Origin of the sequence: Roseibium album (assembly GCF_965233825.1) — a bacterium.
GTDB classification, from domain to species: Bacteria; Pseudomonadota; Alphaproteobacteria; order Rhizobiales; family Stappiaceae; genus Roseibium; species Roseibium album.
Genome location: NZ_OZ247583.1, coordinates 1,640,062 through 1,662,132 on the forward strand (window position 1 = coordinate 1,640,062; position 22,071 = coordinate 1,662,132).

The window sequence follows — 22,071 nt, forward strand, 5'->3', positions numbered from 1 at the left end:
ATCAACATGTGAAAGCCCATATTGTGCCCGGACCCAGTTCCGGAGTGAAATTGAACTCTGGCGATTCGGATACAGCTTCATATAAGCGTCCGACGGCTCAACCAACAGCGAAATTTCTGTTTCTCCTTCATTTGGGCAGTAAGATCTGAACAATGGTTTTTTGATGCCGGCTAGGACAAGATGCACTCAGCACGCCTTTTTTAGGAGATTTTGATGTTTGAATCTGCCCGTTTGCCGCAAAAGATGACCAAAAAGATATTCAAGAAAATGGAACCGGAACTGAGGGAGGCGCTGCTTTCGGCTCAACTGCCGGTCATCGAGAACAAGCCGTATTCCACATTGATACTGGTTGACGGTCTGGACGGTGCGGGAAAGGGTGAGGCGGTCGCCAGGCTGTACGGCTGGATGGATGCGCGTCATCTGGTCTGCAATGCCTACGGCGAACCGACAGACGAGGCTCGCCTCCGCCCGCCGCTGTGGCGGTATTGGCGCGACTTGCCGGCCAAGGGGGAGACTGCCATTGTTTTCGGCAGTTGGTATCAATCCGTGCTCCGGGACTGGATTTACAAGAAAATCGACGAAGACGCCTTCGAAAAGGCACTCGTCCGCATTCGCCGGTTCGAGGAAATGCTGTCCAATGAAGACGTTCTGATTCTCAAGTTCTGGTTCCTTCTGCCCAAGGATGTTCAGGAACAACGCCTCAAGAAGATCGAGAAAAAAAACGCGGCACGGCATGTGCTTGCGGATTGGGCGGCATTGAAACACCACAAGAAAGCCAGCGAGGCGGGCGAAAAGATCGTTCTGGAAACCAGCAAGGGCTACGCTCCCTGGTTCGTCATTCCATCGCAGGATCCTGAATACCGCGACGCCGCGCTCGCCCAGACGGTGGCAAGATCGATGAGCCTGAAGCTGGACGACGGCGAGATGCGCTCCGTTTCAGCACCACCCGTGGTCAGCGGCGTGAAACGCGAAACGGCAGTCGATACGATCGACCTGACGGAGAAGCTCGAAAAGGAAGAGTACCAAGAGCTTCGGGAAAAATACCAGAGGATCCTGTCCGACCTTTCCGACCGCAAGTCGATGTCGAAAACCGGTGTTGTCCTCGCCTTTCAGGGTAATGATGCCGCGGGCAAGGGCGGTGCGATCCGGCGTGTCATTCGTCCGCTCGACCCGCGCCTCTACAAGGTGCATCCGATTTCAGCCCCGACCGACGAGGAAAAAGCCAGACCGTATCTCTGGCGGTTCTGGCGTCGTGTTCCCCGCAAGGGTCACTTCGCGATCTTTGACCGGTCCTGGTATGAACGTGTTCTGGTCGAGCGGGTCGAGGGATTTGCCGGACACGACGACTGGCTGCGCGCCTATAACGAGATCAACGAGTTCGAACAGGAGCTGACCGATTTCGGCTATATCGTCTGCAAGTTCTGGCTGGCCATTTCCGAAGACGAGCAGCTGCGCCGGTTCAAGGCCAGGGAAGACACTGCATACAAGCAGCACAAGATTACCGATGAAGATTGGCGTAACCGGTTGAAATGGGACCAGTATACCATCGCTGCCGGTGACATGGTCGACCGGACATCGACGCACTATGCACCCTGGACCCTTGTCTCCTCGGAAAACAAGAGACACGCACGCATCAAGGTGCTGAAGACCATCTGCAATCGTCTGGAAGAGCGGCTCTAGGGCAGGCCGTTCACGTCTTTTTCCATCCAGAAATCGTTTGGCGCCAGGCGATATCGACGTTTGGAACACCGGTTTGCATCTGGTCTCGCGGCTGGGGGAGCGGGATCACTTTCGTGTTGATCGGCAATCGGCCTGATGCCGGCACGGTCCGTCCTGCCAGCCTCGGGTTCGGTCCTGCGTTGCTAAATGGCTTCCGACAGGTAGCTGATGGCCGCCTGAACGCCTCCCTTTCCATAGGGGATTTTCAGGGTTTCAAGTCCAAGCTCGATTGTGGAAAGGGTTCCGAGCAACATGACCGCGTTGACATGTCCCATATGCGCGATGCGGATACCTTCGCCGGAGATCTCGCCGATTGTTCCGCCAATTGTCACGCCGCATATTTCCTTGGTGAAGGTGCGTAGGGCGGTGGCGTGGGCGCTATCGAGACGAACCACCGTGACACTGTTGGAGCGGGCATGCGGTTCACTGATATTGAAGTCCAGCGCGCCCTCTCTGGACCATTCGGCAACGGCTCGCCGGGTCGCCTCACCCAACAGGGCGTGACGGTTCCAGGCGTTCTCGACCCCTTCGCCAAACAGAAGCTCAAGTGCCTTTTGAAATGCATAAAGGAGATGTTCGGGCGGCGTACCGCAATATTTCTGGTAGTGCTCCGGACCTTGGCGAAACGTCCAGTCCGTGTAGTTGGTTCGAAGGTTTGCGTTTTCGTGCGCCTTGTCAGCCTTTGGGCTTGCGGCGACAAAGGACAGACCGGGCGGGCACATGAGGCCTTTCTGTGATCCGGTCAGCGCAACATCTACTCCCCAGGCGTCCATTTCAAAGGGCATGCATCCGAGCGAGGCGATGGTGTCGACCATGAAGAGTGCCGGATGTCCGGCAGCGTCGATTGCTTTCCGCAACGCCTCGATGTCGTTCCAGACACCGGACGCGGTATCAACCTGAACAACCAGGATAGCGGCAATCTCGTGTGCGGTGTCCTGTTTCAGTCGATCTTCCAGCCGGGCGGGGTCGACGCCTCCTTTCCATGAGCCTGGCAGAATCTCGACCGTCAGGCCCGTAATTTCCGCTGCTTCGCCCCAGCCGAGTGCAAAGCGGCCGGATTCCAGAACGAGTATTTTGTCGCCCCGGTTCAACGTGTTGCACAAAGCGGCATCCCAGGCACCGTGCCCGTTTGCGGCGTAGATGTAGGTTCTGCCTTGCGTGCGGAAAAGCTGATTGAGGCTCGTGAGGCAATAGTCTGTCGTTTCCAGCAGCGGGCCCTCGTAGATGTCGACCGCAGGGCGGTGCATGGCCCTCAGAACCTCCTCCGGGACGTTGGTCGGTCCTGGAATCATCAGGAATTCTTTGCCATGGCGAAGAGACATCCGGTTTCCTCTGTCGAAATGCGGGTCACGATGGAATGGTTGGTTTACCGGAACCCGGCGGGCTGGAAGGAATGAAATGAAAATTGCCCGCAATCATCGCCACGTCAAGGGAGCTTGAGCGCATCAGGTCGTTTGCCATTCTGGTTGTGCAAGTGCGAACTACCAAACCTGGCGTGTTCAGACGGGTCGGCGGATTCTGATAATATCTTGGAAAGAAGGATAGACTACTATAAGTCTATGATTCACAAGCAATTGCTGGAGCTGCCGACGTTCACCTTGTTGGCAGTTGTGTCAGAGCCGCAAAGAAAATGTCTTGTTTCCGTTAAGTAAATTCTTCAATCTAGCAGCGGCCCGGTGTCGTCAGTTAGGCGTTGCAACATGATATTGGTCGAAGAAGGACAGAGCCCGCTCATCCTGTGCCTGCCGCATAGCGGCACGGAGGTGCCGAAAGCCGTGGGCAATCGTTTCAACGCGACCGGCCGTCTGCAGGCGGATCTCGGATGGCGGCTGGAAAGGGTTTTTGGCCTCCGCTCTGATCTCGATTTGACCGTCGTGCGGTCTTCAATTTCGCGCTACGTCATTGATCTGGACAAGGATCCGGGCACGCAACTCCACGCTGCTGCCGATCCTGCCGTCGCGCTTTGTCCTGCGACCACACTTGACGGCAAACGGATTTATCAGGACGGGGAAGAGCCGGGTCCTACAGAAATAGAACAGCGGGTCCTTCTGTTTCACGCGCCGTTCCACAAGGCGTTGCGCCGCCAGATTGACAGGCTGATGCGCATCCACCGCAATGTCATAGTTCTCGACTGTCAGTCGATGCGTTCGCAGATCAAAGGCTTCGTGGACAAGGAACTGCCGATCGCCAGCATCGGTAGTTCCGGAGGAACGTCCTGCGATACCGATCTTCGCAATTTGCTTGTAGGCTCCTTCAGCGGAGTGAAGGGCTACACGGCTGCAGTGGATGAACAGACCAGCGGCGGATTCATCGTGCAGTCTTATGGCAGACCCGAGCGTGGTTTGCATTGTCTGACGCTTCTTCTGGCACAGCGTGCCTATCTACGACACGAATCGCCTCCGTTCGAGCCGGACAAGGCCCGGGTAGCGCGCCTCCAGACCGTTCTCGCTGACGGTTTGTCCAGGATCCTGGATTGGGCCGGTATACAGGCACGCGCACAGGCGGATGCCCCGGATCCGCACCCGTTGACCGTATCTGCGACCATGGAAAGCGTGGTACAGGCTCAAGGCCCGGCGGCAGATTTCGTTGATGAGGCCGATGATGAGGAGACCCGGCCAACGAGCTTCAATTCTCCTCAGCCTGAAAATGAAGCGCAAGAGAGTGATCTGGGTGAACCCTCGACATCACCTGAACTGTCCCTGGCTGACGACAGTGCATCAAGCAGGGATGGACAGTTCCCGCTTCTCGTTGCTGAATGAGGCGGTCTTTCCAGACCCTCTAAACGACATTCTTCTCAGATATGGGGGCGTTTTCCGTCAGGCGCCGGATGGAGAGCGGTTCCAGGTCCAGCGTCTGGTATGCTCCGGTTGAAATCAGTTCGGCAAGGCCCCGCCCGACGGCAGGGGCTTGTTGCAGGCCGTGGCCCGAAAATCCGAGCGCAACAAAGAAACCCTCCATTCCAGGAACACTGCCGACAAAGGCGTTGTGATCGAAGAGGTTCATGTCATAGGTTCCGGCCCAGGCGGCACCGGGCCTGATCGCTTCGAAGGCGGGAACGCGTGCGGCAAGCGTTGGCCAGATATGATCTTCGAAGAGAGTGTAGTCGACATCCAGGTCCGTGCAGTCCGGGTCCCGGTCTGCCGGTGGAGCCGATCCGCAGATGTAGCCCGGACCTTCAGGACGCACGTAAGTTCCGGTCGGATCGATCAACAAGGGAAAGTTCTCGAGCGGTTCCTTGCAGTCAAAGGTAAAGACGCAGCGTTTGCGCGGAACAACCGGAACATCCAGGCCGGCCTGCGCACAGATCTCCGTTCCACCAGAGGCTCCCGCACAATTGACGAGCACTGGTGTTGAAATCCGCTCACCGGAAGACAACAGAACGGACCAGCCGGCTTCCGGATTGTTTTCGACCGTTCCGCGAGCCGACACATATTCCACCCCGAGGGATCGTGCCTTCCTGCGAAAGGCCTGCATCAGCCCGTATCCGTCGAACCAGCCCTCACCCGTAAGACCATGGCAACCGGCCTCGAGATCCGAAACGGAAAGCCAGGAAAATTTCGACCTGAGCTCGCCAGTATCGAGCAGCGCGATGTCGGCACCCAACTCCTGTTGGAGGAGGTGATTCTTTTGAAGGATTTCCGCCTTGTCGGGCGTAGCCAGAAACAGGTAGCCGCCTTCCTGCAGTCCGATATCAGGTCTGTCGCCATCAACGGCCAAAGCTGCACCGATCTCTCGCAGGAACCGGATACCGTAGAGCGAAATCTCGATATTGACGGCAGTTGAAAACTGCTGGCGGATCGACGCGGCTGATCTTGCGGAGGCGCAGATTTCGTAAACCGGATCGGCTTCAACGACGATGATGTGTCCGCGAAAGTCATCCCGCTGAGCGAGATGACAGGCCACGGAAGATCCCATGACGGCGCCACCGATGATGACCACGTCCGCAGTTCGTTGCGCCATGTCGCCTCCTGGAGATGGAGTGTGGCTGCTCGGCACGGGTTGACCGCGCAGCCCGGTGCCTGGTTGACTTAGAAGAATGCCTGCAGGCCGGTTTGGGCACGGCCGAGGATCAGGGCATGAATGTCGTGCGTGCCTTCATATGTGTTGACGGTTTCAAGGTTCTGGCTGTGCCGCATGACGTGATACTCTTCCTGGATACCGTTACCGCCATGCATGTCGCGCGCCTGGCGGGCAATCTCGAGGGCCTTGCCGCAATTGTTACGCTTGATGATCGAGATCATTTCCGGTGAGGCACGGCCCGCGTCGAAAAGCTGCCCGACCCGCAGCGCTGCCTGAAAACCCAGGGTGATTTCGGTCTGCATGTCGGCAAGCTTTTTCTGGAACAGCTGTGTTTGCGCCAGCGGCCGGCCGAATTGCTCGCGATCGAGGCCGTATTGGCGCGCGCGCATCCAGCAGTCTTCTGCAGCTCCCATGGCGCCCCATGCAATGCCGTAACGCGCCCTGTTCAGGCAACCAAACGGTCCCTTCAGTCCCGAGACATTGGGCAAAAGAGCATCTTCGCCGACTTCGACGCCATCCATGACGATTTCACCGGTGATGGAAGCGCGCAGCGAAAGTTTTCCGCCGACCTTTGGCGCCGAAAGGCCTTTCATGCCCTTGTCGAGCACGAAACCGCGGATGGCGCCGTCATGGGCCTCCGATTTCGCCCACACGACAAACACATCGGCGATGGGCGCATTTGAAATCCACATCTTCGTGCCGGTGAGCTTGTATCCACCATCCGTTTTTTCCGCACGGGTGCGCATTCCGGCAGGATCAGAACCGGCATCCGGTTCGGTCAGGCCGAAACATCCGACGAACTCGCCACTCGCCAGTTTTGGCAGGTATTTCTGTCGCTGGTCTTCGGAGCCATAGGCATGGATGGGATACATGACGAGCGAGGACTGCACGCTCATCATTGACCGATATCCGGAATCGACGCGCTCGATCTCACGTGCGACAACCCCATAGGAAACGTAGGAAGCCCCGGCGCAGCCGTATTCTTCCGGCAGCGTGACACCCAGCAGGCCAAGTTCACCCATTTCATTGAAGATGCCCCGGTCGGTCTTTTCTTCCCGATAGGCATCGATCACGCGCGGAAGAAGTTTTTCCTGCGCGAAGGCGCGGGCCGTGTCCTGGATGAGCTGCTCGTCTTCCTGAAGCTGTTCCCGAAGGTGAAACGGATCCTGCCAGTCGAACGTGCCGCCGCCGGAAGGAGAGGACTTTATCTGTGCTGGGGCGTTCATGGGTGTCTCCTGTGACGTGTCCCGGCAAAAGTTTGAGCCTGGGGCAAATTGAAGATGTGCTGATGCTCGAGGTCATTCTGTTTGAGCAAGTGTGGACGGATTTTTATTTGCGGAAAAGCGAAAGCTGGTTCATCATTCATGACGAAATGGAATGAACTAGGGCATTTGAATGAAGCGCGCCTTTATCCCGTCGGCAGACACTCTGATCGCTTTTGAATGCGCGGCCCGGCATCTGAGTTTTACCCGGGCGGCCGAGGAACTGCACCTGACGCAGGGCGCAATCTCGAAACAGGTTCGCCATCTTGAAGACCGCCTCGGCGTCGAACTCTTTCGCAGGGTGCGACAGCGGATCGTGCTCACCGATGCGGGCCGGCTCTACCTGCATGACATTCGTGGTGCCCTGGAACAGATGACGGCGGCCACACGCCAGGTCATGTCCTATGCCGGCAGCGCGGATGTCTTGAATCTCGCGGTCCTGCCGACGTTCGGAACGCGTTGGCTGGCTCCCAGACTGGCCGAATTCGGCCGCCGGTATCCGGATGCCGGATTGAACCTGAGTGTCCGCTTGCAGCCGTTTGATTTCGACGAGGAGCCGTTTGACGGGGCAATTCACCATGGAGACCCGGTCTGGGCGGGCGCGATCACCGAAAGACTGTTTGCAGAAGAGGTTGTCCCGGTTGCTTCGAGGGCGTTCAGAGACAGGTTCGGGATCAGGACGCCACAGGATCTGGCACGTGTGCCACGATTGCAATTGGCGACACGGCCGCTGGCCTGGCGGCAATGGTTCGATCTCGCCGGCGTGGAAACGGATGCAGCCTTTCAGGGAGCACGTTTCGAACAATTTGTCATGATATCGGAAGCGGCGATCCATCATGCGGGCGCTGCCCTGATCCCGCGTTTCTTCGTTGAAGCCGAGCTTGCATCAGGGCGCTTGGTGCGTTTGTTTGATCTGTCTCTGGACCAGCAGACTGCCTATTATTTCGTCTATCCGGAAGGCCGGACCATGCGGCCCGTTGTGGCGGCATTCCGCAACTGGCTGATGGAAGAGGCTAGAACCGCCCGGATCAAACGAGAAATGATGTTGCCTGAATGAGGCAAAGTGAGACTGGGAAAGTATGAGGACAAACGAAAAGCAGCATTTGCGCTTGATCCTGAACGGAAAATCGGCGTCTCGTAATGATGTGCGCACTGCCGTCAGTGCGGTTCGGTCCATGGGACATGAAGTGTCCGTCAGGGTGACTTATGAAGCCGGTGATACCGTGCGTCTCGCAAAGGAGGCACTCAGGGATCACGAGGCCGATGCAATTGACACATTGGTAAGCGGTGGTGGAGATGGAACGATCCACGAGGTTGTTGATGCCGTGCTGCACGAACTGGAAGACGGCGCAAAACCGCCCTTTGCCTTTGCGGTATTGCCGCTTGGAACGGCGAATGATTTCGCTCGCCACATCCGGCTGGACCCGGCCGATGTTCCGGGCTGCCTGCGATTTGCGGCACGTGCAAGCGCAAAGCCGATGGATGTTGGCGAAGTCAATGGTTGCTGTTTCGTCAACATGGCGACCGGTGGGTTCGGGACGCAAGTAACGTCACAGACAGATCCCAAACTGAAGCGCGTGCTCGGCGGCGCAGCGTATCTGTTCACGGGCCTGAACCGGTTTTCTGAACTTGCGGCCTGCGAAGGACGGATCGAAGCGGAAGGGTTTTCCTGGGAAGGTGCGTTCCTTGCTCTGGCGATCGGCAATGGCCGACGCGCCGGCGGCGGTATCCGTCTGTGCCCTCGGGCGAAACTGGATGACGGATTTCTTGATCTGACAATCCTGCCATTTCCCAGGTCCGGGAAGGTTACCGATCTGCTTTCAACCCTTTTGGACAGCGGTGTGGATGGCATGAAAAACGGTCTTATTCAGCGAAAGGCGCGGGATATCAATATCCAGACAGCCAATCCGGTCCAATTCAATCTGGATGGAGAGCCGATGAATGGACAGGACTGGAAGATTGGGATAAGGCACCACCAGATTGATATGCGGCGGTAGCCGTTTCCTCCTGCATCCGGCCGCCAAGAAGATCCAGAAGACATCATGGACGAGTATCAACTCAAGAATTTTCTGAAATTCGCCCCCTCGCGCCTCGGCATCGCCCCCAAGAAACACCTGTTGGTCCATGTTCCGAAAAATGGCGGCATGGCAATCCGCGAAGCGTCTTCATTGAACGGCAAGATTATCATCGCACATCGCAGGCGTCTGAAGAGCAAGGCATATGCCGACGGCCTTCTCGATTTCATGAAGTCCATTCACCTGCACCCGGGTTACGAGCATGCACGGCTGAGAGATATCGACCTGTCGGTGCGCGCAGGGACCATACCCTTTGCCGTCATCAGAAATCCCTGGGGCCGCACGTTCTCGCGCTACAAGTTCTATCTTCAGACCGGCGGCGGAGACCTGCCGAAATCGGAGCTGTCGATCAAGGGCTTCGATGAATTTCTCGAAACACGTCATGAATTCGGCGGCAAGGACTACTTCTGGCACAGGGCGTCGCTTGGATGGTATCCGCAGACCGACTATGTCATCGACGAAGCCGGCAGCATCGCGGTCGACATACTCCGCCAGGAATGCCTGAGCGAAGAGGTGTCGCGTTATTTCAAGGTCGATGACGGACTTGAAGACAGGAACGTCTCCCGCAATGCCGGCGCATCCTACAAGGACTTTTATACGGATAGATCGATCCAGACCGTCGCGGACTGGTATGCGTCTGACCTCGACATGTTCGGCTTTGATTTCGACACCGCGGCCCAAAAAGGCACTTTGTTTGCGACCGGCGGCTGAGGTCGCTTAAGCTTCCGGCAATCAGTTGTCTTCCGTCCAGACACTGTTCCCCTCGATCACCGTCTTCGTGAGGCCTATTTCGTCACGGTGCCGCCTGCCGATATCCACGGCCACAAACTCCCGGCGTTTGCCGATAAAGCGATTTCGGTACTTCGCCGTATACTGATTTAGTTGCGGGTTTAGCGTGTTCAACTGCTTTTCCGGATCAAGGGTGTCGCTCATCAATTCGGAGCATTGATGGGCAAATTCCCGTTTCACGAAGCTTGGACTTGTGGTGAAAACCGGCCGCTTCTTGTTGAGGCCCTTGCCGAGATCCTTGCCGAGGATCGTGAACCGGTCGGGTTCGAAGTGATAGGGCGAGCGGTACCCCCAGTTTTTCTCCTTCGTCATGAGTGTAATCTGCGCTACGCGCCACTTCATCGAACCGGAGAATTCCGCATAGGTGACATCCCTGTTCAGGATCCAGTCGTCCTCGAGGTGAAAGCACCATGCTGAGCGCGGCTGTTGCCACAGCCATTTTACCGCGCGCGTGAAGTGGGATGTGTCCGGTTTCCTGGAAACGACAGTGGGGAAAAACTCCCGGCATATCCGTTCGCAGTCTTCAACCTCTGCCTGACCACCCTCGAAAGGGTCGATGTTGACGTAAAGCGTCGCGATCGGGAAATGCCTGAAGAGTTTTTCGGAAAAACTCTTGAGTGTTTCCTGCAGCAGGCCCGGGCGCGCTCCTGACACGAGTGTTACATCGATCGGATCTTTGTTCGTCATTGTCCTGCACGAATGGCGCTGAACCAGCACGCGCCTGTCCGCCGCTGGGCAATTGCAACAAGGTTCTTATGCCAAGGTGGATTTCATAAATCCAGCGTTTGTTTTTGGTCTGAAACAGGCTTTTGACCGCCCCGGCATGCAATGAAAACGCTTAAGTGCTTGCAGCTTCGGCATTATTGAAATTTGCAGATTTCAGCTTTTTTTTGATAAACGGAACGACTATAACGCAGCGATCCGGAAAGCCAGCTACAGGCCCGGTTACCCGTTGAATTCAATGTGAGTTTCGGGATCATTCCGAAAGCGTCGAACAGCGCTTGATGGATTTTTCATGCGGCGAGCAATCAAGCGTGCTTTGAACAAATTCGAGACAGATGACAAAAACAGCACTCATTACCGGCATTACAGGACAGGACGGCGCCTACCTGACAGAACTTCTGCTTGGCAAGGGATACACGGTCCACGGTATCAAACGCAGGTCATCATCTTTCAACACGGCCCGCATCGATCATTTTTATCAGGATCCGCACGAGCAGAATGTCAGTTTGCACCTTCACTACGGCGACATGACGGACGCGACCAATCTGATCCGTATCATGCAGGAAGTGCAGCCGGACGAGGTTTATAACCTGGCCGCACAAAGCCACGTGCAGGTGTCGTTCGAAACGCCGGAATATACGGGAAACGCAGATGCGCTCGGCACGCTTCGCCTTCTTGAAGCGATAAGACTTCTCAACCTGACGGATAAGACAAGGTTTTATCAGGCGTCGACGTCTGAGCTTTACGGCAAGGTTCAGGAAGTCCCTCAAACCGAAAAAACCCCGTTTTATCCGCGCAGCCCCTACGCTGCCGCCAAACTCTATGCCTATTGGGTGGTTGTAAACTACAGGGAAGCCTATGGCATCCACGCAAGTAACGGCATCCTGTTCAATCACGAGAGCCCGATCCGTGGGGAAACTTTTGTGACGCGAAAGATCACGAGGGCCGCCGCCGCGATAAAACTGGGGCTTCAGGAACAGCTCTTCCTTGGTAACCTGGACGCCGAGCGCGATTGGGGGCACGCGAAAGACTATGTCGAAGGCATGTGGCGCATCGTCCAGCAAGATACCGCAGACGATTTTGTTCTTGCCACGGGCGAAAAACACTCGGTTCGCGAGTTCGTCGAGCTTGCGTTCGCGGAAGTGGGTATTTCGGTTCGCTGGCAAGGCAAGGGTGTTGATGAAAAAGGCTATGATGCGGACAGCGGCAAGTTGCTCGTTTCGGTCGACCAGCGGTATTTCCGTCCCACCGAAGTCGAATTGCTGATCGGGGATGCCAGCAAGGCGCATCGCGTTCTTGGCTGGTCGCCAAAAGTCTCTTTCAGGGACATGGTGGCGCAAATGGTGCGTTCCGATATGAAAGCGGTCCCTTTGGAACTCGACTCGAACAGCAGTTCGTCACGTTCAGACGTCTGACGAGAGGCCCGAATGCAGGAAGCACCACTTACCGGCCAGCCGGACAGCCAGACTTATGACATTGCCGGGAAAAAGGTGTTTGTCGCGGGGCACACCGGCATGGTTGGAAGCGCACTCGTACGCCGGTTGCAACAGGAATCCTGTGACATACTGACGGTCAGCAGCAAGGATGTTGATCTTCGGCGCCAAAGCCAGGTCGAAGACTGGATGAGCGACGCAAGACCGGATGTCGTGATACTGGCTGCGGCCAAGGTCGGCGGCATACTGGCAAACAGCACCCATCCTGCCGAGTTTCTTTATGACAATCTCATGATTGAGGCGAATGTTGTTCATGCGGCTCATCGGGCAGCCGTCGAGAAGCTCGTCTTCCTGGGGTCAACATGCATTTATCCCAAGCTTGCGCCGCAGCCGATCAACGAGGACAGCCTGTTGACCGGACCGCTGGAACCGACAAACGAGTGGTATGCCATAGCAAAAATCTCCGGCATCAAACTGTGTCAGGCCTATCGAGAACAGTTTGGCTGCGATTACATCTCCGTACAGCCGACAAATCTCTATGGCCCGGGAGACAATTATGATCTTAATTCGAGCCATGTCCTGCCGGCGCTGATGCGAAAGGCGCATGAGGCAAAGCAGCAGGGTTCTGAAACGCTTGAAGTCTGGGGCAGCGGAAAACCGCTCCGGGAATTTCTGCATGTTGACGACCTGGCGGATGCAATCGTGTTCCTGACAAGATTTTATTCCGGCCCCAGGCCGGTAAATATCGGATCCGGCGAAGAAGTCAGTATCGGTGACCTCGCAAAACTCATTTGCACCGTTGCGGGTTTTGAAGGCACGTTGAGGTTTGATGCCAGCAAACCGGACGGAACGCCTCGCAAACTCGCTGACACATCGTTTTTGAATGGGCTTGGCTGGAATCGGGCGCGCACGTTGCGCCAGGGTGTTTCCGAAACCTACGCTCAGGCCTTCGGTTCCGGATCCGGAAACTAGATGCCCGAACAAGACAGCTCTCGAAGAAAGCTGGTGATTGTCGAACGGAAACTCGTCCGCAATCGCGGCCATCAGCACACCCAGATAGGCGCGTTGCAGAAAATGCTGCCGGGCCATGATCTTCATCTCGTGACGGGGGAGGATTATGATGGGTTTCTGGGCGAGGCCACCGCCAGGATTTCGGCTCGCTCCAGAGAGCTTTCCAGACTTCGGTGGCGGATCGGAAACGGATCGTTGAGGCAGAAAATCGACGCTGTTTTCAGGGCCGCGTTGTCTGGGCAAATCCTGTCCTTGCCAAAATCACCCTATGGCCGGGAGCTTTCGCAGGTCTGCGACAAGCTTGATTTGAACACCAGCGATCTCCTGATTGTTCCGTCCGCGGATCTCGAGGCACTCGAATCGGCATCTCAGCTCGTGGATGAAAGAAAGGACCGGTCACCGCGCCTTGTCCTCCGTTTCCTCGATCCCGAGTTGGGGGAACACAAGACTGCCAGGCGGGAAGAGCGTCTTGGGGTACTCTCAGAAATACTTTCCCGAAAGAGCAATCTGTCCCTTTTCTGCGAGACCGAGGAAATGGCGGCGCATTTGAATGTTCAATACGGGTTGGATGTTCAGGGCGGTTTTTATCTTCCTTGCAGTTTCGATCCTGCCCTTCCACCTGAAGTGCCGACGACTGCGAAGTCCGACCCATTCAGGGTTGGCCTGTTCGGCGCACCGCGGCCAGGAAAGGGGTATGAGCGCATCGGTGGGATCACCGATTGTCTGCGTGAACTTCTCAAACAAAAAACCGCGTCGAAACCGATTGAGATTATCCTCCAAGGTTCGGAGCGGGATTTTGCAGAAAATGGTGCTTACAATTTTGTCCAGGAGATGCCTGAAGAAAGCGGCATTCTATTCTCCCGCCATTCCGATCGGTTGGACCCTGATACTTTCATCAAGCTCTTTTTGTCCGCTGACCTGATTCTTTTGCCTTACGACACGGACGTTTACGGTCTTCAGGGGTCGGGCATAGTTCAAGATGCAATTGCGACAGAGAAGGTGATTGTTCATTCCAAAGGCATCGCGATGAAGCAACTTTTGAGCGGTGGCAACGCCCATGCAGCTTCTTCAGATGCCGGTTTTGCGAAGGCAATCAATGATGTCGTGACTACGCGGAGTAAGAATTTGCGAGTCTGCCGAGACGCGCGACTGCAATATTTGAGTATTTTAAATAATAATATTATTTCCAAAGGTGAGATTTAAAAAATAACATGCCGTGTTGGGTAATTAAATTATTTGAAGAAATCTGTTATTTTTTCGATAGGTGTTTAGAATGGATAAATTTGGTTTTATTTATCTATATTTTACAAGAAGTCGCATTTCACGAGCTGTCCAGTCATGAAAATTCTGCTTCATTTACTTATGGGACCAGTGTTCTGTCAGTTGATTTCCGTAAATTGTCAAGAAGTACTCTTTGTAAGGTTTTGTTTGATGCCAGTTTCATTGTTTCGGCAAAAACGGAATACACATTGTCGACGCAAAAACAACAGAGGATGACAGCGAGAAGACCAACAATCAATCTTGGAGAAAGATCGGTGTCATGTCATTTTGAGGCTCTGAGAAGCCGATCTGCACCGATCTGCAATGTGTGCGGTAAGCAATGACCCATTGGCAAAGCGTCGACAAATCACCAGCGCTGAGTTTCCAAAATGGGGCAAGTGTTGAAACCTGCGAAGGCAAAAAAGACCAAAATTCATGTCTGATCTGACTAAGAAAATACAACATCAAATCAAGGTGCTTCGTGGAAAGAAGCATTCTCTGCAGTTTCGTTTAGCATCAAAACAACACCCGCTCATTAATTTGGGAACCGAGTATGGCGGCTGGACCTTGGTTGATGATCAGGATCTGTCTGGCTCTGTGATCGTTTCTGCAGGGTTGGGTGAAGACGCGTCTTTTGATGTTGCTTTCGCAAATCGATACGGTGCGAAAGTAATTGTTGTCGACCCGACGCCTCGAGCAGTGGTTCATTTTGAACAGATTAGCGAGAGATTTGGTTTGCCAAGCAGCAAGCCATTCAATCGAACGGGACAACAGGATATTGCTTCCTATGATTTGTCGAAGATTGATGCATCTCAGCTGATACTTGTAAAAAAAGCGCTGTGGAACGAAGTAGGTACCGTTCGGTTCTATGAACCAAAAGATTCGAGTCACGTATCGCACTCAATAAACAACTTTCAGAATGATTATAGAAAAGATACGGATTACATCGATGTGCCAACAGTTGATTTGATTTCTCTCCTTGAAGAATTGGGGATTTCTCCGGGCAAAGTTAAACTTGTAAAGCTAGATATTGAGGGGGCGGAAATTGAGGTTGTCAAGCATATGCTTTCCAACAAATTCCTGCCCAAACAATTACTTCTGGAAATTGACGAACTAAATTTTCCTTCCAAAGTTGCCTATGCAAGGGCAAGTGAAATTAGTGCTATGTTGAAGTCGCAAGGATACAAAATCATCTGGTCAGATGGTCGTGCAAATTTTCTGTTTTACAGAAATAGTTAGGACAAATAGTATTAGCACTATAAAGAGTTCCATTTTACTGTAGTTTTCTGATATTCGGCGTCAGGATGAGTGAGTTCCTTCGACTTATAGAGGGGCCGCGAAATTGCAAATCTGAAAGTTCCGCGTCGAAAAATCGAGGGCGAGTAGGATCGTCAATCGACACATCAAAGCATTTCCACGTGGCCGCCAAGAAAGCTTGATAAATTGCACTGAGAATTGAGGTGTCCTAGAGCGCATCTATTGAGTGTTGGATCATTTGACCTGCGCGCGTTCTTCTGCTGACCAGGCGGCTTGTGTGCTGCGGTGTACCCCACCACAAGCGCAAACCAACGCAGTCAGCGGGAGAAAGAGCCCGGCCCTTCGGGTGCCGGAAAGCCGCCAAAGCAACGTAAATTACAGATCTGAAACCTAATCGTGCCAATGAACAACCAAACCAAAGTCAGTATTTTTTATGAGAAAGCTGAAATGGTCCTCATCCGGCGATTGGTTTGATTTGTGATTGAAAACAGAACGGACAACCGGTTGAGTGCGTATCTGCAGCTTGGATTCCCAGTCGAACTACGCAAAATGGAGTCAACAACTCTACGAATGTTCAATCAAAACTCTGCAAGATTTTCTCAAGATCTTAGGCCCGGTTTCGGGAAATAAATCTTCACAAGGTGTACTGTTGAAAGGATAGATGAATGAGTGGTGTCCTGGTTACTGGGGCGAGCGGGTTTTTGGGGAGGCACGTTATGCGAGAACTTCTTGGTCTGAACGTTCCCGTCTTCTCGCTGGTCAGGGCAGGTCGGCCGTTAGAGGCTTTTCAGAACTTTCCGAATATTTGTGACAATGGAGACGTAATTAAGCTTTCGGAAGACATTGGACGACACAACATAACCAACATCATCCATGTTGCAACGATTTATCCGGCGAATGAAACGGGAGGAAATGCGGTAAATATTCTGAATGCCAATTTGCTTTTTGGAGGGAAAATACTGGAGGCGTCGCGTCTGGCAGGCGTGACCGGATTTATTAATATAGGTACGTTCTCGCAGTTTGCAGAATACGGAAATGTTAGGCCGAATTCTCTTTACGCAGCTACAAAGCAGGCGTTTTCGGAGTTGCTGTCGTATTATGCAGACTGGCATAATTTGAATGCTTTGACGCTTATCCTTTACGATTTGTACGGCCCTGGTGACACCAGACCCAAACTTCTTCCAGAACTGATTTCGGCTGCAAAAACGGGCAAATGGATGGACGCTACACCCGGCGAACAGAAAATGGTGCCTTTGCACGTCCAAGATGCGGTTTCAGCGGTTGTTCTAGCGCTCAATAATCTGCGCCTTGACCAAAAGTTCCGCAACCCGAACCTGTTTGTGTGCGGTGAGGAAGTTCTGACGGTGAGAGAGTTGGCGCGCGTTGTCGAAAGGGGATCGGGTCAGCCGATGAACGTCAGGTGGGGTGCCCGTCCCTATCGAAGCAATCAGCTTATGGTACCGTATGTTGGCCCAAAATTCAGCGGCTGGAATCCAAGAATAAATATCGCACAGGGTGTTGAACAATTACTGCGGGAATGGGATGAGTCGACCGGTTAAATCGGGACCTTTAGTGTCAGAAAGAGATTATGCTCGATAGAGAATTTTGGCGAGGCAAGCGCGTACTGGTAACCGGTCACACCGGTTTCAAGGGCAGCTGGCTACTCCACTGGCTGAAAAAACTCGGCGCATCGGTAAGTGGCCTGGCGCTCGACCCGGAAAGTGACCGGCATTTGTATGTCTGCACGAACGCCGGGAGCGGGCTGGAAAACGACTTCCGAATTGACCTGCGGAATCTGCCACAGGTGAAGGATGCGGTTGACCGCTGCAGTCCGGAGATCGTTTTCCATCTCGCGGCCCAGCCATTGGTGCGATTGTCCTACGACAATCCGCTCGAAACCTTCGAAACCAATGTGATGGGTACGGCCAATCTGCTCGACGCCCTGCGAACCATTGTTGGTCTTCAGGCGATTGTCGTGGTGACCAGCGACAAATGCTATGACAACAAGGAATGGATTTGGGGGTACCGGGAAAACGAAGCAATGGGCGGCAAGGACCCCTATTCCGCGAGCAAGGGTGCGGCTGAAATTCTCACGGCGTCCTACAGGCATTCCTTCTTCGCTCAAAAGCAGATCGGGTTGGCAACGGCAAGGGCCGGAAATGTCATCGGTGGAGGTGACTGGGCGCAGGACAGGCTTGTGCCTGATATCGTTGCATCCTTCATGAAAAAGCAAGCCGCAAGCATCAGGAACCCGCATGCGATCAGGCCGTGGCAACATGTTCTGGAGCCTCTCAGCGGGTACATGATCCTTGCTGAAAAGCTTGCGGGAGATCCGCAGCGTTACGGTGAAGGCTGGAATTTCGGCCCTGATGTCGACGGAATTTGGGAAGTCAGGCGAATTGCGGACTTTCTGAAAACAAGCTGGGGCGAGGATGCCGACTGGGCGGTGACCGGCCACGTTGAAACGGAAAAGAAGGAAGCCGGAATTCTGGCGCTGGACAATTCAAAGGCGCTCTTCGGTCTGGGATGGCGGCCGCTTTGGGATACCCGGACCGCTTTGCAGAAAACGGTCGAATGGTACCGGTGCTTCCATGCACGGGAAAATGTTGCCGCGCTGACGCAAGTGCAGGTCGATGCCTATGAAACCGCTCTTGGCTCAATGGAACGATTGGAACCAATCAAATGAAAGCGGTGATTTTGGCCGGCGGCCTCGGTACGAGACTAGCTGAAGAGACAGTTACGCGGCCAAAGCCGATGGTCGAAATAGGTGGCAAACCGATCCTCTGGCACATCATGAAGATGTATTCGGCGCATGGAATAAACGATTTCGTCGTGTGCCTTGGCTACAAGGGTTACATGATCAAGGAGTATTTTGCCAACTACCTGATGCATGTTTCCAATGTCACCATAGATTTGAAGAACGGTGGCGTGGAGCTGCATGAAAACCGGTCCGAACCCTGGAAAATCACGTTGATCGAGACGGGGCTGAATACGCAGACCGCCGGTCGGATCAAAAAGATACTGCCGTATGTGGGCGATGAGGATTTTTGCATGACCTACGGCGATGGTCTGTCCGATGTCGATATCGCCGAGAGCATTGCTTTTCACCGCAAGGAGGACCGCTTGGCGACAGTGACAGCGGTTAGGCTTCCTGGTCGTTTCGGTGCCGTTGAAATAGACGATACCAAGGTTAGTGGCTTTGTCGAAAAACCAAGGGGCGAAAGCGGCTGGATCAACGGTGGTTTTTTTGTTCTTTCTCCTCAGATCGCAAATTACCTGCAGGATCTTGATATCGAAAATATTCCCTGGGAGCAGGCTCCGATGAAAGGGATTTCTCGTGATGGAGAGATGTCGGCCTACGTACACGACGGGTTCTGGCAACCGATGGATACGTTGCGGGAAAAGCAATATCTCGAAGATCTTTGGCAAAGCGGAGAGGCTCCCTGGAAAGTGTGGAAGGATATCCGTTGAGCGGTGAAGACCCCAGGATTTCAGGTGATTTTGCCGTGGTAAGCGGAATTCCGGCCGGAAGATCGGGAACCGGTCAGCTGGTAGCTTATCTGGTGGCGCAAGGCCTGCAGTACATTGAGCCCGGACCTAGGCTGGACAAGCGGGATGACCGATCGGTCTTTCGCGAGCTTTTGTTGTGGTCTAAGGGGGCACCGCGCTGGTTCTTGTTTTTTGTTCGTCTTTGGATCCTGCGAAATTCGAATAAACCAGTCCTGCTGTTGCATCCGCAGGACCTTGGGTTTTCTGCTACATTGAGAATCATAAAGCTCTTGCGTGGAAACTGCTGGATCTATTTGTTGGAATCCAGTTTCTTCTGCGTCCGCAGCTACAATCACCTTCCGATGGAACATGAGGCATGCTTGAGATGTCTCGGTGATCCTACTCAACAAGCCGCGAAGATGTTCGGTTGTGCACCTTTTCCGAGGCAGACTTCTAGCGCGACAGCGTTCATCAGGAAGCTGCACTCACTCGCACACTCGGGCAAAGTTCGTTTTCTGGCGCAAAATGAACGGCAGGCCAAGCTGGCTGAACAGCAATTCGGAACCTCCGTACCTGTAGTCGGCCTCTGGACGGCAGAAATAGAAAAATCCCTGATTGCAGAAACAGAGCCTGCGGAAGACAGGGAGACGACCGAGTTTCAGTGGGACGTTGTTTTTCATGGCAACGACATTCTCGCCAAGGGAAGCCGCTGGGCGCTAGCAGTTGCTCGTCGCGCGCCGGAACTCACGTTCTTGTTTCCGTTCAAATGTCCTCGGGATATTGAAGACATTCCTGAAAACTGCACCTTTGTTGAAATGAGCTGGATGAGCGGACTGAATAGCGCGGTCTCTCGCTGCAAAGTGGTCCTTTCGCCTTCCTTGTGGTCGGCTTCGATCGAGGGGGCGCTAGTCAAAAACATTAGGTTTGCGCCGGTGACAGCAGTTACCGCGAATTCCACCAGCTATTCAGACGAGATACCGGAAGGTGTTGTACTGCATTTGCAAAGTCAGCCTGATAGGGCAGCAATACAATTAAGAGAATTTCTGTCGACACAACAACCTGTCGAAAATAGTCGAAAAGAAGAGTGGCTAGACATGTTCACCAAGACAAATCGCACGTATGTGCAAAACATAAAAGATGAAATGGCCAAGGTAAAATCAAAGAATAGTTCAAATTGTTGATAAAATAATATTTTGGATCTTTGATTTGATTGTTGAAGCCGGTTCGAAAACAAAAACTGTGAAGGAAGGCCAATAATGAATCTGAACGTCTTGGCTCCCGTCGCGCTGTTTGCATTCAACCGGCCCGAACATACGCGAAGAACACTCGAGGCAATCGCCAAAAACGACCTTGCAAGTGCAACGGATCTCTTCGTTTTCGTGGATGGTCCCCGGAACGAAGACGACGTTGTGCTTATCCAGGAGGTGTGCACGATCGCCCGCGGGATGAACGCATTCAAGTCGCTCACGATCGTTGAGCAAGACGCGAACATAGGGTTGGCAAAAAGTATTGTTCAGGGAATAGACAAGGTTCTTGAAGAGTATTCCAATATCATCGTTCTTGAAGACGACATCGTCACGAGCCCGGTATTTCTGAATTACATGAATGCAAGTCTTGCCAGATATGAAAGCGAGAAAAAGGTCTGGCATATCTGTGGATACAATGAGCCGACTGAAAATCGAAATTCGCGACAGTCCTATTTTTCCAGGTTGATGAACTGCTGGGGCTGGGGGACATGGCGCGACAGATGGCAGCATTTTGAAAGGAAACCTGAAAAACTCGTCACGGAGTTCACGCCGGAAATGATTGATCGTTTCAACCTGGACATTGGCGAAAAATTCTGGTTCCAGGTACTTGCCAATGTCGACGGGAGAATGAACACCTGGGCAATATTCTGGTATGCGACGATATTCAAACAGAATGGATTGTGTTTGAACCCGCACGTTTCCTACGTTCGAAACATCGGCTTCGATGGAAGCGGAGTACATTGCAATGTCGATGAATTCCGCAACAAAAAAAGAAAATTGAACCTCGAGCCGAATATCGAATATCCGGAAATACTAGCGGAGGATTACGCTGCATTTGAAAATTTGAAGAAATTTTACACTCTCAAGAAGAAGAAACCTGGGAAAATAGAGAAAATCAAAAGAAAAATACTCAGGAAGGTTATTAGTTTGTGAAGTCAGTTTCAATTTCTCATTGAGGAATAAAGAGAACTCAGCCGTTGAAATTGTGCCTGTTTTTGAATAGAGCGCATAACCTTCCTCGCCCAACATCGACCAATTCAAATTTCCTAGCGAGTAGGAAATTTATTGTTGGAACGAGCGTGCTTTCAGCTTCAACGCCGCGCTCATAACCAAGATCTGCAGTGATGTATTCAATGTTGCGCAATTTGTCGCCAAGACCGTCGAGGATCTCTGGTTCTGCACCTTCTGCCTCCAATTTGAGCAGTTTCACTGAGCCATCGATCATTGAATCGAGCCTTTTCGTCTGTACGACAATCTTTTCGTCATAGTACCTGGGCTCTATCAGGCTTGAATCGGCGCCTTGGGAACTGACGTAAAACGTGAGCTCATCCGTTTTGTTCCAGAGCCCGATGTTATGGACAGATTGACCTTCGACGTTTCTGCGAAGACAGGAAAACTCGACAGGGCTTGGCTCAAATCCGGTGTAGTCGATATCAATCTTGTTCAACAGGAACCAAAGATAAAAGTCGCCAACATTGGCACCGCAATCCAGAACGACATCACCAGTATCGAAGTCGACCTGATCCAGAAAATAGGATCTGCCCAGATCGAGTGCCCGTGGCACGAGGCCATCCTTGTACGCCATGTGCCCCTGACGCTCATGCCTGAAGCAGTAGCTGACCGAAGGCAATGTGTCGTCTTTGACGGTGTACCTGTCACCATCCCAGCTTATGGCCGTCGAGAGTCCGAGCAGTGACGTTTTCTTGTTGAAAAGCCGGGCGTATTCATTGCCTTCGGATTTCAGCAATTGCCTCGTACATCGCTTAAGTCGGCGCTTTCGGAGTTT

At 53.4% G+C, this 22,071-nt stretch carries 19 protein-coding genes; 14 read left to right on the top strand and 5 right to left on the bottom strand.

Going from position 1 to position 22,071, the window contains the following annotated elements:
• The first annotated feature begins 213 nt into the window (after window positions 1–213).
• Window positions 214–1,680, top strand: a complete 1,467-nt coding sequence (pap, locus tag ACO6TI_RS07640) for a polyphosphate:AMP phosphotransferase (RefSeq protein ID WP_196896661.1) — start codon at window positions 214–216, stop codon at window positions 1,678–1,680.
• 182 nt (window positions 1,681–1,862) lie between these two features.
• On the opposite strand, the gene ACO6TI_RS07645 is transcribed toward pap, so the two are convergent.
• A complete protein-coding gene (locus tag ACO6TI_RS07645) occupies window positions 1,863–3,041 on the bottom strand; it encodes a pyridoxal-phosphate-dependent aminotransferase family protein (protein ID WP_422384666.1) in 1,179 nt (392 codons plus the stop codon).
• A 378-nt stretch (window positions 3,042–3,419) separates the two neighbouring features.
• On the opposite strand from ACO6TI_RS07645, the gene ACO6TI_RS07650 reads away from it, so the two are divergent.
• Entirely contained in the window at window positions 3,420–4,478 is a 1,059-nt protein-coding gene (locus ACO6TI_RS07650) for an N-formylglutamate amidohydrolase (RefSeq protein ID WP_282045257.1), read from the top strand.
• A gap of 19 nt (window positions 4,479–4,497) precedes the next feature.
• Here ACO6TI_RS07650 and ACO6TI_RS07655 read toward each other — a convergent pair whose 3' ends face one another.
• Together ACO6TI_RS07655 and ACO6TI_RS07660 are read right to left on the bottom strand one after the other, a co-directional pair.
• On the bottom strand, window positions 4,498–5,679 hold the full coding sequence (locus ACO6TI_RS07655; RefSeq protein ID WP_348315921.1) for an FAD-binding oxidoreductase: 1,182 nt from the start codon (window positions 5,677–5,679) through the stop codon (window positions 4,498–4,500).
• Between the two features lie 68 nt (window positions 5,680–5,747).
• Complete coding sequence (locus tag ACO6TI_RS07660; protein ID WP_172670749.1) at window positions 5,748–6,965, bottom strand: acyl-CoA dehydrogenase; 1,218 nt, start codon at window positions 6,963–6,965, stop codon at window positions 5,748–5,750.
• A gap of 169 nt (window positions 6,966–7,134) precedes the next feature.
• Here ACO6TI_RS07660 and ACO6TI_RS07665 point away from each other — a divergent pair, with 169 nt between their 5' ends.
• Genes ACO6TI_RS07665 through ACO6TI_RS07675 form a run of 3 tightly spaced genes read left to right on the top strand, consistent with a single transcriptional unit; the run spans window position 7,135 to window position 9,787 of the window.
• Window positions 7,135–8,058, top strand: coding sequence for a LysR substrate-binding domain-containing protein (locus ACO6TI_RS07665; RefSeq protein WP_029063529.1), 924 nt, complete (start codon window positions 7,135–7,137; stop codon window positions 8,056–8,058).
• Between the two features lie 22 nt (window positions 8,059–8,080).
• Window positions 8,081–8,998: a lipid kinase YegS gene (gene yegS, locus ACO6TI_RS07670; protein WP_055391496.1), complete on the top strand. Its 918-nt coding sequence runs from the start codon at window positions 8,081–8,083 to the stop codon at window positions 8,996–8,998.
• A gap of 45 nt (window positions 8,999–9,043) precedes the next feature.
• Window positions 9,044–9,787 (top strand): hypothetical protein, encoded by a 744-nt coding sequence (locus tag ACO6TI_RS07675; RefSeq protein ID WP_422384667.1) that lies wholly within the window; start codon window positions 9,044–9,046, stop codon window positions 9,785–9,787.
• Between the two features lie 21 nt (window positions 9,788–9,808).
• Here the strand turns inward: ACO6TI_RS07675 and ACO6TI_RS07680 are convergent, their stop codons facing one another.
• On the bottom strand, window positions 9,809–10,552 hold the full coding sequence (locus ACO6TI_RS07680; protein ID WP_422384668.1) for a hypothetical protein: 744 nt from the start codon (window positions 10,550–10,552) through the stop codon (window positions 9,809–9,811).
• 371 nt (window positions 10,553–10,923) lie between these two features.
• Between ACO6TI_RS07680 and gmd the strand changes: the two genes are divergently transcribed.
• The 9 genes from gmd (at window position 10,924) to ACO6TI_RS07725 (ending at window position 21,218) form a co-directional block, all read left to right on the top strand.
• Window positions 10,924–12,003 carry a GDP-mannose 4,6-dehydratase gene (gmd, locus tag ACO6TI_RS07685; RefSeq protein WP_197000112.1) on the top strand — a complete coding sequence of 360 codons (1,080 nt, stop codon included), beginning with the start codon at window positions 10,924–10,926 and terminating at the stop codon, window positions 12,001–12,003.
• 12 nt (window positions 12,004–12,015) lie between these two features.
• The gene (locus tag ACO6TI_RS07690; protein ID WP_422384669.1) at window positions 12,016–12,993 is read left to right on the top strand and encodes a GDP-L-fucose synthase family protein; all 978 of its coding nucleotides are present in this window, start codon (window positions 12,016–12,018) and stop codon (window positions 12,991–12,993) included.
• A 234-nt stretch (window positions 12,994–13,227) separates the two neighbouring features.
• Window positions 13,228–14,235: a hypothetical protein gene (locus tag ACO6TI_RS07695; protein WP_422384670.1), complete on the top strand. Its 1,008-nt coding sequence runs from the start codon at window positions 13,228–13,230 to the stop codon at window positions 14,233–14,235.
• A gap of 492 nt (window positions 14,236–14,727) precedes the next feature.
• The gene (locus ACO6TI_RS07700; RefSeq protein WP_422384671.1) at window positions 14,728–15,531 is read left to right on the top strand and encodes an FkbM family methyltransferase; all 804 of its coding nucleotides are present in this window, start codon (window positions 14,728–14,730) and stop codon (window positions 15,529–15,531) included.
• Window positions 15,532–16,214: 683 nt separating this feature from the next.
• Window positions 16,215–17,108, top strand: a complete 894-nt coding sequence (locus tag ACO6TI_RS07705) for an NAD-dependent epimerase/dehydratase family protein (RefSeq protein WP_422384672.1) — start codon at window positions 16,215–16,217, stop codon at window positions 17,106–17,108.
• A 29-nt stretch (window positions 17,109–17,137) separates the two neighbouring features.
• Window positions 17,138–18,235: a CDP-glucose 4,6-dehydratase gene (gene rfbG, locus ACO6TI_RS07710; RefSeq protein ID WP_422384673.1), complete on the top strand. Its 1,098-nt coding sequence runs from the start codon at window positions 17,138–17,140 to the stop codon at window positions 18,233–18,235.
• On the top strand, window positions 18,232–19,020 hold the full coding sequence (gene rfbF, locus ACO6TI_RS07715; protein WP_197000107.1) for a glucose-1-phosphate cytidylyltransferase: 789 nt from the start codon (window positions 18,232–18,234) through the stop codon (window positions 19,018–19,020). Before rfbG ends, rfbF begins: the two co-directional genes overlap by 4 nt.
• Window positions 19,017–20,219, top strand: coding sequence for a hypothetical protein (locus ACO6TI_RS07720; RefSeq protein ID WP_422384674.1), 1,203 nt, complete (start codon window positions 19,017–19,019; stop codon window positions 20,217–20,219). The genes rfbF and ACO6TI_RS07720 overlap by 4 nt, the downstream gene beginning before the upstream one ends.
• A gap of 75 nt (window positions 20,220–20,294) precedes the next feature.
• Entirely contained in the window at window positions 20,295–21,218 is a 924-nt protein-coding gene (locus ACO6TI_RS07725; RefSeq protein ID WP_422384675.1) for a glycosyltransferase family 2 protein, read from the top strand.
• 37 nt (window positions 21,219–21,255) lie between these two features.
• Here ACO6TI_RS07725 and ACO6TI_RS07730 read toward each other — a convergent pair whose 3' ends face one another.
• A complete protein-coding gene (locus ACO6TI_RS07730; protein ID WP_422384676.1) occupies window positions 21,256–22,032 on the bottom strand; it encodes an FkbM family methyltransferase in 777 nt (258 codons plus the stop codon).
• Window positions 22,033–22,071: the final 39 nt, after the last annotated feature.

Bases quoted from the DNA above. Each gene is read 5' to 3' on its own strand.
- ACO6TI_RS07700 (WP_422384671.1), top strand. From the start codon at position 14,728: ATGTCTGATCTGACTAAGAAAATACAACATCAAATCAAGGTGCTTCGT.
- ACO6TI_RS07725 (WP_422384675.1), top strand. From the start codon at position 20,295: ATGAATCTGAACGTCTTGGCTCCCGTCGCGCTGTTTGCATTCAACCGG.
- pap (WP_196896661.1), top strand. From the start codon at position 214: ATGTTTGAATCTGCCCGTTTGCCGCAAAAGATGACCAAAAAGATATTC.
- ACO6TI_RS07650 (WP_282045257.1), top strand. From the start codon at position 3,420: ATGATATTGGTCGAAGAAGGACAGAGCCCGCTCATCCTGTGCCTGCCG.
- ACO6TI_RS07660 (WP_172670749.1), bottom strand. From the start codon at position 6,965: ATGAACGCCCCAGCACAGATAAAGTCCTCTCCTTCCGGCGGCGGCACG.
- ACO6TI_RS07655 (WP_348315921.1), bottom strand. From the start codon at position 5,679: ATGGCGCAACGAACTGCGGACGTGGTCATCATCGGTGGCGCCGTCATG.
- ACO6TI_RS07645 (WP_422384666.1), bottom strand. From the start codon at position 3,041: ATGTCTCTTCGCCATGGCAAAGAATTCCTGATGATTCCAGGACCGACC.
- rfbF (WP_197000107.1), top strand. From the start codon at position 18,232: ATGAAAGCGGTGATTTTGGCCGGCGGCCTCGGTACGAGACTAGCTGAA.
- ACO6TI_RS07665 (WP_029063529.1), top strand. From the start codon at position 7,135: ATGAAGCGCGCCTTTATCCCGTCGGCAGACACTCTGATCGCTTTTGAA.
- rfbG (WP_422384673.1), top strand. From the start codon at position 17,138: ATGCTCGATAGAGAATTTTGGCGAGGCAAGCGCGTACTGGTAACCGGT.
- ACO6TI_RS07675 (WP_422384667.1), top strand. From the start codon at position 9,044: ATGGACGAGTATCAACTCAAGAATTTTCTGAAATTCGCCCCCTCGCGC.
- ACO6TI_RS07690 (WP_422384669.1), top strand. From the start codon at position 12,016: ATGCAGGAAGCACCACTTACCGGCCAGCCGGACAGCCAGACTTATGAC.
- gmd (WP_197000112.1), top strand. From the start codon at position 10,924: ATGACAAAAACAGCACTCATTACCGGCATTACAGGACAGGACGGCGCC.
- yegS (WP_055391496.1), top strand. From the start codon at position 8,081: ATGAGGACAAACGAAAAGCAGCATTTGCGCTTGATCCTGAACGGAAAA.
- ACO6TI_RS07705 (WP_422384672.1), top strand. From the start codon at position 16,215: ATGAGTGGTGTCCTGGTTACTGGGGCGAGCGGGTTTTTGGGGAGGCAC.
- ACO6TI_RS07680 (WP_422384668.1), bottom strand. From the start codon at position 10,552: ATGACGAACAAAGATCCGATCGATGTAACACTCGTGTCAGGAGCGCGC.